Annotated in this window: 16 protein-coding genes; 10 read left to right on the top strand and 6 right to left on the bottom strand. The window is 49.3% G+C overall.

Annotated elements, in window-relative coordinates; translation table 11 throughout:
• Nucleotides 1-230: 230 nt before the first annotated feature.
• Entirely contained in the window at nt 231-1,121 is an 891-nt protein-coding gene (gene dapA / locus BT105_RS12180; RefSeq protein ID WP_072300994.1) for a 4-hydroxy-tetrahydrodipicolinate synthase, read from the top strand.
• Between the two features lie 90 nt (nt 1,122-1,211).
• Nucleotides 1,212-1,961: a 4-hydroxy-tetrahydrodipicolinate reductase gene (gene dapB / locus BT105_RS12175; protein ID WP_028514580.1), complete on the top strand. Its 750-nt coding sequence runs from the start codon at nt 1,212-1,214 to the stop codon at nt 1,959-1,961.
• 36 nt (nt 1,962-1,997) lie between these two features.
• Here the strand turns inward: dapB and BT105_RS12170 are convergent, their stop codons facing one another.
• Together BT105_RS12170 and BT105_RS12165 are read right to left on the bottom strand one after the other, a co-directional pair.
• Complete coding sequence (locus tag BT105_RS12170) at nt 1,998-3,638, bottom strand: glycosyl hydrolase 53 family protein (protein WP_072300993.1); 1,641 nt, start codon at nt 3,636-3,638, stop codon at nt 1,998-2,000.
• A 23-nt stretch (nt 3,639-3,661) separates the two neighbouring features.
• Nucleotides 3,662-4,309, bottom strand: coding sequence for a nuclease-related domain-containing protein (locus tag BT105_RS12165; protein WP_072300992.1), 648 nt, complete (start codon nt 4,307-4,309; stop codon nt 3,662-3,664).
• Nucleotides 4,310-4,446: 137 nt separating this feature from the next.
• Here BT105_RS12165 and BT105_RS12160 point away from each other — a divergent pair, with 137 nt between their 5' ends.
• Nucleotides 4,447-4,665: a DUF378 domain-containing protein gene (locus tag BT105_RS12160; protein WP_028514577.1), complete on the top strand. Its 219-nt coding sequence runs from the start codon at nt 4,447-4,449 to the stop codon at nt 4,663-4,665.
• Nucleotides 4,666-4,774: 109 nt separating this feature from the next.
• On the opposite strand, the gene rpsR is transcribed toward BT105_RS12160, so the two are convergent.
• The 4 genes from rpsR to BT105_RS12140 form a co-directional block, all read right to left on the bottom strand.
• Nucleotides 4,775-5,017, bottom strand: a complete 243-nt coding sequence (rpsR, locus tag BT105_RS12155; protein ID WP_019680929.1) for a 30S ribosomal protein S18 — start codon at nt 5,015-5,017, stop codon at nt 4,775-4,777.
• 39 nt (nt 5,018-5,056) lie between these two features.
• Nucleotides 5,057-5,572, bottom strand: a complete 516-nt coding sequence (locus tag BT105_RS12150) for a single-stranded DNA-binding protein (protein WP_072300991.1) — start codon at nt 5,570-5,572, stop codon at nt 5,057-5,059.
• Between the two features lie 29 nt (nt 5,573-5,601).
• Nucleotides 5,602-5,898 (bottom strand): 30S ribosomal protein S6, encoded by a 297-nt coding sequence (rpsF, locus tag BT105_RS12145; RefSeq protein WP_028514575.1) that lies wholly within the window; start codon nt 5,896-5,898, stop codon nt 5,602-5,604.
• 251 nt (nt 5,899-6,149) lie between these two features.
• Nucleotides 6,150-6,785 carry a hypothetical protein gene (locus BT105_RS12140; RefSeq protein ID WP_028514574.1) on the bottom strand — a complete coding sequence of 212 codons (636 nt, stop codon included), beginning with the start codon at nt 6,783-6,785 and terminating at the stop codon, nt 6,150-6,152.
• Between the two features lie 228 nt (nt 6,786-7,013).
• Here BT105_RS12140 and BT105_RS12135 point away from each other — a divergent pair, with 228 nt between their 5' ends.
• From BT105_RS12135 to BT105_RS12105, 7 genes are all read left to right on the top strand, one after another.
• Nucleotides 7,014-8,222, top strand: a complete 1,209-nt coding sequence (locus BT105_RS12135) for a cation:proton antiporter (protein ID WP_072300990.1) — start codon at nt 7,014-7,016, stop codon at nt 8,220-8,222.
• A gap of 257 nt (nt 8,223-8,479) precedes the next feature.
• Entirely contained in the window at nt 8,480-8,956 is a 477-nt protein-coding gene (ispF, locus tag BT105_RS12130; RefSeq protein ID WP_072300989.1) for a 2-C-methyl-D-erythritol 2,4-cyclodiphosphate synthase, read from the top strand.
• Between the two features lie 11 nt (nt 8,957-8,967).
• Nucleotides 8,968-9,276 carry a GIY-YIG nuclease family protein gene (locus tag BT105_RS12125; protein ID WP_028514571.1) on the top strand — a complete coding sequence of 103 codons (309 nt, stop codon included), beginning with the start codon at nt 8,968-8,970 and terminating at the stop codon, nt 9,274-9,276.
• 13 nt (nt 9,277-9,289) lie between these two features.
• Nucleotides 9,290-10,537 carry a GTPase HflX gene (gene hflX / locus BT105_RS12120; RefSeq protein ID WP_072300988.1) on the top strand — a complete coding sequence of 416 codons (1,248 nt, stop codon included), beginning with the start codon at nt 9,290-9,292 and terminating at the stop codon, nt 10,535-10,537.
• Nucleotides 10,538-10,868: 331 nt separating this feature from the next.
• Nucleotides 10,869-12,149, top strand: a complete 1,281-nt coding sequence (locus tag BT105_RS12115) for a methionine gamma-lyase family protein (RefSeq protein WP_072300987.1) — start codon at nt 10,869-10,871, stop codon at nt 12,147-12,149.
• 169 nt (nt 12,150-12,318) lie between these two features.
• A complete protein-coding gene (locus BT105_RS12110; protein WP_028514568.1) occupies nt 12,319-12,660 on the top strand; it encodes a phenylpyruvate tautomerase MIF-related protein in 342 nt (113 codons plus the stop codon).
• Nucleotides 12,661-12,670: 10 nt separating this feature from the next.
• A complete protein-coding gene (locus BT105_RS12105; protein ID WP_072300986.1) occupies nt 12,671-13,957 on the top strand; it encodes a dockerin type I repeat-containing protein in 1,287 nt (428 codons plus the stop codon).
• The last annotated feature ends 80 nt before the right edge of the window (nt 13,958-14,037 follow it).

Below are 14,037 nucleotides of genomic sequence, written 5' to 3'. Positions count from 1 at the left end.
AAAGTCTGCTATCGCTTACGGCAATGAATATATTTGTAGGGAACGCCGCCCTCGGCGTTCCGCTGTATGTGTAAATATTATGGGACGTCGAGCACACCGTCCCCTACATATGTAATCATAACACTGATGTAGGGGGCGATGCCCACATCGCCCTGTTACTGTAATAATATGTCTTTGGAACGCCGAGGGCGGCGTTCCCTACATTCCACTTTTATGAAAGGAATAAAGCTATGAAGAATACCATTTTCACCGGCGCAGCTGTGGCTATTATAACTCCAATGAACGCCGACGGTTCTATAAACTACGACGAGCTTGGCCGTGTTATCGACGACCAGATTGCCAAGGGCACTGACGCTATCGTTATCTGCGGCACTACAGGCGAGTCCGCTACCATGACAGATGACGAACACCGCGACTGCATAAAGTTCGCCGTAAAGCACGTTGCAGGCAGAGTTCCTGTTATCGCAGGCGCAGGCAGCAACGATACTCACTACGCAGTTGAGCTCTCCAAGGAGGCTGAGGCAGCAGGCGCAGACGCTCTGCTCCATGTTACTCCTTATTACAACAAGGCTACTCAGAAAGGACTTATCGCTCACTTCACAGCTATCGCTGACGCGGTAAATATCCCGATAATCCTCTACAATGTTCCAAGCAGAACAGGCTGCGGCTTCGATGTTGCCACCGTTAAGGAGCTTTCCAAGCACAGGAACATCGCTGCTATCAAGGAGGCAAGCGGCAATATCAGCTATGTTGCAAAGCTTGCAGCTGCCTGCGGCGACGATATCGATATCTACAGCGGCAACGACGATATGGTAGTTCCTGTAATGTCACTGGGCGGCAAGGGCGTTATCTCCGTTGCTTCCCACGTTATCCCCAAGGAAATGCACGATATGGTACAGCTTTGCCTCGATAACAACTTCACAGAGGCTATGAAGCTCCAGCTCAAGTACCTTGATATCATCAACGACCTCTTCATTGAGGTAAATCCTATCCCTGTAAAGGAAGCTATGAACATGATAGGCTGGAACGCAGGTCCATGTCGTCTGCCTCTCTGCGAGATGACCGACGAGCACAGAGCTAAGCTTCAGGCTACGCTTGCAAAGCACGGACTTGTCAAATAATTGAATATTATCTTGTAGTGGAGGGAGCCCGAGGGCGGGCTCCCCTACATTATATACGGAATTATATTTTAAAGTAAAGGAGAAAGAAAAATGACCAATATCGCTATTTGCGGCGCTAACGGAAAAATGGGCAAGAACATCTACTACTGCGTCAAGGAGCGCGAGGACTGCGAAGTAGTTGCAGGCGTTGATATCTACACCGAGCAGTACGCAGACTTCCCTATCGTTGAGACTCCTGCACAGCTCCCCGTTAAGCCCGACGTTATAATAGACTTCTCAAATCCTGCTCTGCTGGACGGACTTCTTGAGTACTGCCTGTCAACGGGCACTCCACTTGTTATCGGCTCTACAGGCTACAGCGACGCTCAGATCGCAAAAATAAAGTCCGCTGCACATCAGATACCTGTGTTCTTCACATTCAATATGTCGCTGGGTATCAATCTCCTTGTTGAGCTTGCAAAGAAGGCTGCTTCAATTCTGGGCGACCAGTTTGACATTGAGATAGTTGAGAAGCACCACAACCAGAAGATAGACGCTCCAAGCGGTACTGCAATAATGCTTGCAAACGCTATCAACGAAACGCTTGATAACTCAAAGCACTATGTCTATGACCGCCACTCACGCCGTCAGAAGCGTGAAAAGTCCGAGATAGGTATGCACTCTATCCGCGGCGGCACTATCGTGGGCGAACATGACATTATCTTCGCAGGCAACGACGAGGTCATCACTCTTTCCCACTCGGCTGCTTCAAAAATGGTATTCGCCGAGGGCGCTGTAAATGCGGCTATGTTCATCAAGGGCAAGCCCGCAGGACTTTACGATATGTCACAAATGGTATGATAAAAAGTTATCCCCCTCATATTGAGGGGGATTTTTTCATGTATTCCTGTTATAAAGCGTGACCATTATAAAATCATCGTCCTTATAGCCGAGTATGAATCTCTGGAGCTTTACAAGATCGGCAACTCCGACTTCGCCGTCAGAGTTGAAATCATAATGTACCAACGGCTTTTTGTCAGTCAAAATGAGTTTTCTGAAAGCAATAAGGTCAAAACTGTCAATAACACCGTCATGGTTTATATCACCGCGTACTTCGGTGACAGTTTGTGGTTCTTTTGTCGTAGTCGCGGCAGTAGTTGTTGATGTCGTAGTCGTTATGCTTGTTGTAGTGGTGGTTGTCGTTGATGTAGTTGTTGTGGTGGTAGTAGTTGTAGTCGTGGTCGTGGTAGTTGTTGTTGTTACAACAGGCTTTTTCTGAGGATAGATGTTGAGGAATACGTCCAGTGATTCCAAAGGCTTGCCGTGGAAGTCGAAAAGCGCCTGATTATCGAATGAAGAGCCGCCCGACTCCGTAACGTCCTTGTCGTAGCCCTTTGCATGATATGTAGCCCAGCCTGTGCCGTACTTGTCCCACAGCTTCTGCTGCTCGCCCTTGGAGATATCGGGAACTCCCAGCCATGCAGGCTCCCAGTAGAATACGCCGATACCGTGTCCGTTGCAGTTTGCCACTGTCTTGAAAACATCGGTGACAGCCTTAGCCTGTCCGTCTACCGAGATATCATATCTCAGGTCAACGTCCTTGGTGCTTGATGTTACGGTATTTCCGAAGTTATCGCCGTCATTGTTTGTATAAGGATAGGCAGTCTCAACCACCATAACGTACTTGTTGTACTTGTTGCCGATGCCTGTCAGTACCTTCTGCATATTTTCAAGCGAACCATGCCAGTAGGAATAATACGAGCAGGCAAAAACATCATAATCCAGCTTGCACTCGTTCATTACCTGCGCATACCAGTCGAAATGTCCGCTGCCCGGATTTGCGAAGTGATGAGCGATGAGGATATTCTTGTTATAGTCACGGACAGCCTTTTCGCCGCTGGAGAAAAGGTCGCATATCTCGTACATATCCTTCTCGTCGCAGAAAAAGCAGTTGGTCTCGTTGCCTATCTGCACCATACCGATATCGCTGCCGTTTTCCGTGAGGTACTTCACTACCCATGACGTCCAGTTGTATATCTCGCCCTTGAGCTTGTTGTGGTCATGAGGCTGCCAGTACTTGGGGCGTGTCTGCTTTCCGGGGTCTGCCCAGAAATCGGAATACTGGATATCCGCAAGGAGCTTCATTCCGTGGTCAGCGGCAAGCTTGCCTATCTTTACAGCAGTTTCAAGGTCATTATGACCTCCGCCGTAGGTGCTGCCGTTGTCGTCGTGAGGCTCGTTCCATATCCTTACGCGGATATAGTTTACGCCGTGCTCCGCAAGAGTCTGGAAGATATCCTGCTCCTGACCGTTGTCGTTGTAGAACTTCACGCCTGCTTCTTCGAGGGAGATGATACTGGAGATATCAACGCCGCGGATAGGCTCTCCGCCGTTTATGCGGCTGTCGAAGTTGTTGAACGTTACCGAGCTTATGTCAGCTGCAATCGCTGTCTGTGAGGGTAATGTTTCCGTGCGCAGCGCCGAGGGAAAGGCTAAGAGGGCTGCCGCTGCCAACGCGATGAAACGTTTTATCTTCATGGTAAACTCCTTTCTTTGACGTATCAGTCGTTTTTCTTGCGTGTTTTTATCCACGCCTTTTTGAGCGGATTGCGTACCTGCATATCGTTGAAATAGTTATACAGCACGTCCTGATTGCAGCCTGCGTCCCTGAGAGAGCAGTAGAGCTTTTCAAGTCCCTTGAGGTCGGTGCCTATCTCCGAGGGAAACTCGATGTCATTTGCCGAAAAGACAACTGCTCCCGTAACGGGCACCTTGTCGAAGCCGCCTTTTTTCAGGTGATGTACAACATTGTCGATATGAGTTTTGTTCTGCATCTGAGGGTTGTAGAGCTTGTGCGTCTTGCTGCCTATGGTATGGGTGAGGTTCTTGCCGCTGCCTGTTACCTTGCCAGAGATACCCTTAGTCTCCACAACAAGGACTCCGAAGCGTCCGAAAACGAGGTGGTCCACCTCGCAGGCTTTGTTGTAAAGAGGCAGATAGGCGTTGTTTATTATCCTGATATGGTCTTTTTTGCCCAGTTTTTTGATAAATTTTCCCACCTTGCGCTCGGCAGCTCTGCCCTTTCGCTTGCCCTTGCTGAAATGAACGCAGATATAGAGAATGAGCAGCAGTGCTGCAATTGCTGCGGCTGCAATGAGAATCCATGTTTTTTTGTCAAAGTCAAATAATGCGATATTTTCCAAAACCATAATTTTCTCCTTCAAAAATGAATAATCACGGGATAAGCGGCGATAATAGCTTTGTACCGCTGAAACGCGGCATGAGCCGAAATCAGTGGTCGTCGGCGCATTGCGCCGTAATTCCCGAACAAAGAGGTGTTCTCAATATGTGGGACAAATTAGCTCTTATTCTTCTGATAATCGGAGGAATAAACTGGGGATTGGTCGGTATTTTCGAGTTTGATATGGTAGCATGGCTTTTCGGCGGCGCAGGAAGCGTCATCAGCCGTGCAGTCTACATTCTCGTAGCAATTTCGGCAGTATGGTGTATATCTCTTCTCTTCCGCAAGGACGAAGAGCTCGCCGTACAGAATATCGACCGATAGACCTGAATACGCTCCTTTAACGATGCCGTAAGGAGCGGATACATATGATAAAACGTCAAAATATGAATATGCAAAAAGGGAGGCTTAATGCCTCCCTTGAATTTATGAATTAGTCGCTGATATAAGGAAGCAGAGCGATGTGTCTTGCTCTCTTGATAGCAACTGTGAGCTCACGCTGGTGGTAAGCGCAAGTGCCTGTTACACGTCTTGGAAGAATCTTAGCTCTCTCTGTCATGCACTTTCTGAGCTTAGCGAGATCCTTATAATCGATCTTCTCGATTCTGTCAGCGCAGAACATACAAACCTTCTTGCGTGGCTTCTTCGCAGGACGGGAATTTCTTTCCTTTTCCATGACTTTTCCTCCTATCGTAATAAAGTAAAGTTAGTTCACTCAGAACGGAACGTCGCCGTCACTGAGTATTTCCTCGAAATCGCTGAGGTTGCCGTAAGACATACTGTCATTAGCTGCGGGCTGCTGTGGAGCTGCCTGCTGCGGAGGAGCAGAATAATTGTTATTGTAATTGTTCTGGGGAGCATTATAGCCGCCGTTATTATAACCGCCGCCGTTGCCGCCGCTTTCGCCCTTGCCGCCTACGAACTCAACATTATCCACCTGCACATCTGTAGTGTAGTGTGTAACGTCCGGGTGGTTCTTATCCTGATAGTTGTTATTTCTGAGAGTACCCTCAACACAAATGAGTTTACCCTTATTGAAATATCTTGATACGAACTCAGCAGTCTGTCTCCATGCGGTGCAGCTGATGAAATCAGCCTGTCTCTCACCTGTGTTCTTGTCGGCAAATCTTCTGTCGCAAGCCACTGTGAATCTGCAAGAAGCGATACCGCTCTGAGTCTGTCTCAGCTCAGGATCGGCAGTAAGCCTTCCAATTAAAATTACCTTATTCATCTGAGCGCCTCCTAAATAATGAAGTAGAATTATTCAACAACTGTTACGAGTGAACGAAGAACGCCGTCTGCGATGTTGAGACGTCTTGAAAGCTCAGCAGGATAATCAGGCTGTGACTGGAATGTATAGATCACATAGTAGCCCTCTGTCTCGTCCTCGATAGGATATGCAAGCTTGCGCTTACCCCAATCCTCGTTGACTTCAACAGCTTCGGCGTGACGCTCGATTCTCTCCTTGAACTTCTCTACGAGAGCCTTCATAGGCTCCTCGCCGTTCTTGAGGCTGAAAACAACCATTACTTCATACTTAGCGGATACCTTTGCCATTTAGCACACCTCCTTCTGGGATCATGCCCGACAACTCACTGCGGGCAAGGATAATAGTACCTGTTTACACACGATACTCAAATATTATATCATTTCATTCAGAGCTTGTCAAGCGATTTTTAAAAAAAGTTGAGAGCTGAAAGTGCAGAGTTAAGAGTTTATGTGTTCGCTTCGCTCACATTATCTGAAATGCGACGTCAAAGGCGACTTTTTAACTCTCAACTCTCAGCTTTCAGCTCTCAACTATGATATCATTCGGAAAATATCTTTCCTTTATAGGCATAAGCCCCTGCTTCAAGCCAGCCGTGATCCGACAGCACATAATCGCTCTTATACTGCGTTGCGTCAAAGGTATCAGGCTCAAGGTCGGGACGCTTCACCAGAGAGAACATGAATCTGCCGTAGGAATCAAACACAATATTCCCCTCATCACTGAGACGGAAATCATGGTCTGTTCCGACAGCATAGGTAAATTCAAACTTGGCGCTCATAGGATCGGCGCTATTCTCCCATACATTCGTCTCGTGAAAGGTCATGCTGTCCTTTGCCTGCTCGCAGGTAAAGCTTGATATCCTGCCGTCGTATGCGCTCCAGTATTCCCCATGGCTTTCATCGAAGAATACGCAGAACTCCCCCTTGAACCTGTTGTCATATGTCAGGTCGGGGTTCATCTCCTCTGCCTCCTGTATCTCGTAAACGCCTCTTTCAAGCCTGATACTGCCGTCGGCAGAAGTGTTTGCGATAGTTTCGGGAGCTGTAGTTGTTGTGTCTGTAGCTGAGATAGTTTCTGTCATTTCCTGCATAACGGGCTCGGAATAGTCGCTGTCCAGCGAAGCACAGCCGCAAAGCAGTGTCAGCGTCAATGCCGATAAAATTATTTTTTTCATAGTATTGACCGTCCTTACATAAATTTGATTACTGTGTGAATTAGTTAATTTAAGCTATTATATCACATCATCTTCATATTTGCAACCCAATTCTTGCGGTTTTTCGCTAAAAAGTGCTGTTTTTCGGTCAGAACCGCAAAAAAGTTGACAACTGCAAGGTTTCATAGTATAATAAATGTATATGGGAGCATTTGTGCTCCCTTTATTTGCGAAAGGATATGAATATGAATGGCAACTTATGAGATTCTGAAGGACCTTGCGATAATTTTCATCTGCGCAAAGGGTGCGGGACTTCTTGCAAGACGGCTGAAAGCTCCCATGGTCGTGGGCGAGATAGTCGCAGGACTGCTTATCGGTCCCTGTCTGCTGGGCTGGGTGCAGCCTACTTCCTTTATCAAGCAAATGGCTGAGATAGGCGTTATACTCATTATGTTCTCGGCAGGACTTGAAACGAACCTTCAGGAAATGAAAAAATCGGGATTTGCGGCGTTCTTTATCGCCTGCGTGGGAGTTTTAGTACCGCTGATCGGCGGAAGTCTGCTTTATATGTGCGTTTACGGCTTCTCGGAGTTTGGCTCCGACGAGTTCTTCAAGGCGGTGTTCATCGGCTGTATAATGACAGCGACCTCCGTCGGCATAACCGTCGAGGTGCTGAAGGAAATGGGCAAGCTGAAAAGCCGCGTGGGACAGACCATACTCAGCGCCGCTATAATCGATGACGTTATCGGTATCATCGTCCTCACCTTTGTACTCGGCTTCAAGGATCCCGACAGCAATACTCTCATCGTTACGGGAAAGATACTGCTTTTCCTTGTGCTTTCACTGGTGATAGGCTTCGTTATCTACAAGGTGTTCAAGTTTTACGATGACAGACACGCTCACACAAGACGTATACCTATCATCGCTATAACCCTTTGCTTCATAATGGCGTATATTGCCGAGAAATACTTCGGTATCGCCGATATCACAGGCGCTTATATCGCAGGAATAATCCTCTGCAACGTCCGCGATGCCGAGTACATAGACCGCCGCGTAAATATCAACGGATATATGTTCTTTGCACCTATGTTTTTTGTAGGTATCGGTCTTGAAACAGACCTTCGCACCGTTGATTCAAGCATGATAGTGTTCTCAATAGGCTTTGTTCTGGTAGCTATGCTCAGCAAGGTCATCGGCTGCGGACTTGCATCGAAATGCTTCAGGTACAGCTGGATAGACTGCCTGAAAATAGGCGCAGGCATGATGACACGCGGCGAGGTAGCCCTCATCATCACAAACAAGGGACTGGGGCTCGGCATAATCGACTCGTCCTACTTTACGGCAGTAATACTGCTCATAATCGTATCGAGTATCGTTACGCCGATAATTTTAAAGCTGCTTTTCGGAAAATCCCATGATGAAGCAGAAACGGCTGTTGAAACAAAAGCCACATCATAACACGCATTTATAGGGGACGGCGTCCTCGACGTCCCTTTAAGGGAACGCCTTCTCTTGCAAGGCGTTCCCTCTTTCCAAACAGTCCACCGGACTGTTTGGAAATTCACCCTTTGCGAGGGGCTTTGTAACTGTGGGGTTACTCCCCACAGTGTGGGGAGTCACTCCGCCAAAGGGACAAAGTCCCTTTGGAATCCCATTCATGCGCTAAGCAAAAAATTACTGTAATTCTTCTACTTACTTATCGAAAGGAGAAAAATATGTTCAGAATAGGTCACGGTTACGACGTTCACAAGCTGGTGGAGGGCAGAAAGCTCATTCTCGGCGGCATCGAGATACCTCACGTTACGGGGCTTCTCGGTCACTCGGACGCTGACGTTCTCGTCCACGCCATAATGGACGCCATGCTGGGCGCTCTCGCTATGGGCGACATCGGTCACCTCTTCCCCGACAACGATGACAGCTTCAAGGACGCCGACAGCATGAAGCTCATGGCTGAGGTTTGCCGCAGGATAAGAGCCGAGGGCTGGGAAATAGGCAACATCGACGCTACTATCATTGCTCAGGCTCCTAAGCTTGCTCCACATATCATGGCTATGCGCGAGAATATCGCCAAGGTTTGCGGCTGCGACGTATCACAGATCAGCGTTAAGGCTACAACCGAGGAGCATCTGGGCTTCACAGGCGAAAAGCTTGGTATGTCCGCTCATGCTGTAGCTCTCATGTGCAAAGTCTGAAATAGCTCCCGATGTACTACGTTTACATCATAAAATGCGAGGGAGACCTGCTCTACACGGGCATAACCACCGACGTTGACCGCAGAATGGACGAGCATGAACGCAGAACTCCCAAAGGCGCAAAGTTCACGCGCTCCCACAAATTCCTGTCCCTTGAAGCTCTCTGGAGCTGCGGCGACAGAAGTCTCGCTTCAAAGCTGGAATACCGCATAAAACAGCTCACAAAAGCGCAAAAGCTCAGGCTTATTGCGGATAATTCCTGCTTTTCGGAGCTTATACGCTCCGAAAACGCTGAGCTTTACTGCCGAGAAATAATCTGACAAGGAGTACCATATGTACGAAAACAAGACCGACGACATTCCCGTAAAAGCAGTCCTCGCCTGCGTTGATACAGGCGAATTTGACGCCGAGGTCTCTATAGCCGAGCTTGAAGAGTTGGCGACCACTGCAAACGCAGAAGTGGTGGGCTCTATAATACAGAAGCGCCCTGCCTACGACTCCGCCACCTGTATGGGGGCAGGCAGACTGGAAGAGCTGAAAGAACAGCTCGAAGCCCTCGGCGCAGAGCTTGTCATCTTCGACCACGAGCTTACGGGAGTTCAGGTGCGCAATATCGAGGAGATACTGGACGTCCGGGTTATCGACAGAACTACGCTGATACTGGATATTTTCGCTCAGAGAGCCCGTACAAAAGAGGGCAAGCTGCAAGTTGAGCTTGCTCAGCAGAAGTACAGACTTCCCCGTCTCACGGGCATGGGTACTGCCCTTTCGAGACTTGGCGGCGGTATCGGCACAAGAGGTCCCGGTGAAACAAAGCTGGAGACCGACAAGCGCCATATCCGCAAGCGTATCAGCTACCTTGAAGCAGAGCTTGAGGAACTGAAAAAGCACCGTAACTTCTCACGGTCACGCCGCAAAAAGGACGGCGTTCTCTGCGCGGCTATAGTTGGCTATACAAACGTTGGCAAGTCCACACTGCTCAACGCACTCACCGACGCAGGAGTCCTCGCAGAAAACAAGCTCTTTGCAACGCTGGATATCACCTCCCGTTCGATAGAGCTCCCCGACGGCAGAAGCGTCATGCTCATAGATACGGTAGGACTTATAAGGAGACTTCCCCATAATCTGGTCGAAGCCTTCAAGTCAACTCTTGAAGAAGCTGCGGCGGCGGATATTATCCTCAATGTGCAGGACCTCTCCTCTCCCGAGATAAAGGAACAGGCAGAAGTAACGGCAAGCCTGCTGAATGAGCTGGGCTGTGAGGGAATACCGCAGATATACGTCATGAACAAGGCTGACGCCGCCCCATTTACGGACACTGTTTTCGAGGACGACCACACCGTTATGATAAGCGCCAAGGAACGCACGGGCTTCGATAAGCTCCTGCAATGCATAATGAAGAACCTCCCCGAGACCGCAAAGCGCATGAAGCTCCTTATCCCCTACGACAAGGGAGCGTTTCTCGGCAGGATAAGACAGGACGGCAAGATATTCTCCGAGGAATACGCAGAAAACGGAACTCTCATCGACGCACTTGTGGACGTGAAGCTCATAAAAGAGGCGGAAAGCTACAAGGTCTGAGTACTTTTCCGCGAAAATGCGTTGACACAGGCGCTAAAAACGGATATAATTTATGTATGAAAAATCATAATTTAACGCAATAACTTTATAAATCTATGAACGGGATTCCAAAGGGACTGTGTTCCTTTGGTCAGGTCAAGGGCTGACAGCCCTTGTGGGGTGTGGGGCAAAGCCCCGCAGTTACAAAGCGCTCCGCAAAGGGTGAATTTCAAAACAGTCCGGTGGACTGTTTTGAAAGAGGGAACGCCCTGCAAGTGAGGGCGTTCCCTCAACGGGACGTCGAGGACGCCGTCCCCTACAAACAGCCCCAAATTAATCGAAAGGATAAAACATGAATAATAAGATAAACGACTTATACGGCTTCGACAGCAGGCTCGCAGAGCTTGCCGCTCAGGCAGAAAAGAACTGCGCAGAAGCCTTCGCAAGAATAGATTCAAACGCCGAATACTGCGGTGCAAAGGTCCTCAAGGCATTCTCCGACAACAAGGTCAGCGAGCCCTGCTTCTACGGCTCAACAGGCTATGGCTACGGAGATATGGGACGTGAGGTCATCGATAAGGTATTTGCACAGGCTCTCGGCGCTGAGGACGCTCTGGTGCGCTTCAACTTCGTTTCGGGCACTCACGCTCTTTCCGTTGCGCTTTTCGGAGTTCTCCGCACAGGCGACAAAATTGTCTCTATCACAGGCAAGCCCTATGATACTCTCGAAGAGGTCATCGGCATAAGCGGCGACAAGGGCAACGGCTCACTCATGGACTACGGCGTGGAGTACGGACAGGTCGACCTGAACGCTGACGGTACTCCCAAGCTGGATGAGATAACCGAAGCCGTAAAGGGCGCAAAGGTGGCTTACATACAGCGTTCACGGGGCTATTCTCTCCGCGGAGCTTTCACTATTGCCGATATTGAGAAAATGATAAATGCCGCTAAGAAAGGCAATCCCGACGTTATCGTAATGGTCGATAACTGCTACGGCGAGTTCGTTGAGGACAGAGAGCCTACTGCTGTAGGCGCTGACGTTATCATCGGCTCCCTTATCAAGAACGCTGGCGGCGGTATCGCCCGTACAGGCGGATATATCGCTGGTCGTGCCGACCTTGTAGAGCTGTGCTCCTATCGTCTCACCTGCGTTGGCATGGGTAAGGAAGTAGGCTGTACTCTCGGCATGAACCGTGAAATGCTCATGGGAATATTCTTCGCTCCAGACGTTGTGGCAAATGCTATCAAGACCTGCACCTTTGCAAGCGAGCTGTTCACACTTCTGGGCTTTGAGTGCTCCCCCCGCAAGGACGAGCCGAGAGGAGATATCATCACCGCTGTAAAGCTTGGCGACGAGGAACATCTCTGCGCATTCTGCCGCGGTATACAGAAGGGCGCTCCCGTTGACTCATTCGTAACTCCCGAACCTTGGGATATGCCCGGCTATTCAAGTCAGGTCATCATGGCGGCAGGCGCTTTCACAAACGGAGCTTCTATCGAGCTCTCCGCAGACGCTCCCCTCCGCGAGCCATACGCAGTATGGATGCAGGGCGGCATAACCTACACAAGCGGCAAGCTGGGCGTAATGCTTGCGGCTCAGGAAATGCTTTCAGAGGGACTTATAGAAATATGAACCGTAATTCAGCGCAGGAAAAATTATCCTGTAGGGGCTGATGCCCACATCAGCCCGTCAACTAACATCATCATAATATCGGGGCGATGTGGACATCGTCCCCTATACAACATGCTAACGGCTAATAGCTAATGGCTAAAGGCTAAAAAACAATGAGGAGGAAATTATTATGCCATTCATCAACGTCAAGACCAACGTATCCGTTTCCGAGGAGCAGAAAACATCTATCAAATCCGCTATGGGACGCGCTATCACAGCTATCCCCGGCAAGTCAGAGGGCTGGCTCATGGTGGGTATCGAGCCTGAGTACGACCTGTGGTTCAAGGGCGAGAGCGCTCCTGCCGCTATGGTGGAGGTATCTATCTACGGAAGCGCTTCTTCAAATGCGCTGACCACTCTCACAAGCCACATCACAGGTATTCTCACAGACAATATCGGCATACCGTCAGACCGTGTGTACGTGAAGTACACCAGCACCAACGACTGGGGCTGGAACGGCTCCAATTTCTGAGGTGACAGGTATGAAACTTAGTAAACTTTGCGGACTTCTCACAGCGGCTGTTATAAGCGCTTCTTCGCTTACCGTTGCCAATATCGGCGATAAGAGCTTCTACGCCTCCGCTGAGGAATGGTGCTATGCAGGAGAGACCTGCGAGCCCCTCCACGATACTTCCCGTGACATCCAGAAAGAGGGCGTTGGCAATCCGCTGAATTTCGGCGAGAGAAATACTCCTGCGGACGCTTCTACAGCAGAGATACGCGCTATCAACCACAAAATGACCGTTCAGGAGGTCAAGTACGCTCTCTACAAGGAAATTGACGAGCACTGGGACCTCATTTCCACACGTCTTGGACAGACCGACCGCGAGAAAATGTATGCTCTGTTTCTGGGACTGGGCTCCCGTGAGTCCACTCTCGGCGAGGGCAAGATAGGCTCCGACCACGAGACCGCCTATGAGGACGGCTGGGGAGTAAACTCCGCCCACGCATACGGCACCTTGCAGACCGCTGTTACGGCTTTCAAGGACTGCGATCCAAAGTTCATGCCCGAGGACAACGTCCCCGAGATGTTCCAGTATTCCTTTACAGAGTCAAACTTCTATGACTGTATCATCTCCAATCACATGGGTATCAGAAAGATACTCCACTTTGCGGAGATATGCATAGACGAGCAGGATATGCACGACTATCAGGTTGTAAGAAACAGTCTCAAGGGCTTCAATACGGGCTGGTGCACAAAGGCTGAGGACGACGGCGCTTACGCTACCTACGCTGACGAGATTTGTGCAATGGCGCAGTTCTACTACTATGAGGGACACCTCTATGACAACGTGTTCACATGGACATCTGCAAACGGAGATAAGATAAACAAGTACCGTACCGCTGACCGCTGGGACTGGTGGGGCGACGGTGTTCCAAGCATGGCTCCGATAGCTGAAAAGCAGGAGCCTGACACAACCACAACAACTACGACTACATCTTCCACAACAACAACTACTACAACTTCAGAAACAACAACTTCATCTGTCACCACTACATCAACTACATCGGACGGCAATGAAAAAAGAGTTTACGGCGACGCCAACTGCGACGGCGCTGTGGATATGTCGGACGTTGTACTTATAATGCAGGCACTTGCCAACCCCAACAAGTACGGCTTGGAGGGTACTGACAGCAAGCACCTGACAACCAAGGGCTCGGACAATGCCGACGTTGATACTTCAAGCAAGGGTATCACCGCAAATGACGCCCTGCGCATACAGGAGTATCTGCTCCATAAGGTGACAACTCTTGAACCTGAGAAATAAACAGCAAAGCCGCTGCAATTGCAGCGGCTTTTTTTAATATCACATTAAGGGACGCCTTCACTTGCAAGGCGTTCAATAAA

Source organism: Ruminococcus flavefaciens, from assembly GCF_900119075.1.
Taxonomy (GTDB): Bacteria; Bacillota; Clostridia; order Oscillospirales; family Ruminococcaceae; genus Ruminococcus; species Ruminococcus flavefaciens_Q.
The sequence above is the reverse complement of the archived record's forward strand: the minus strand, read 5'-3'. Positions and strand labels throughout refer to the sequence as shown.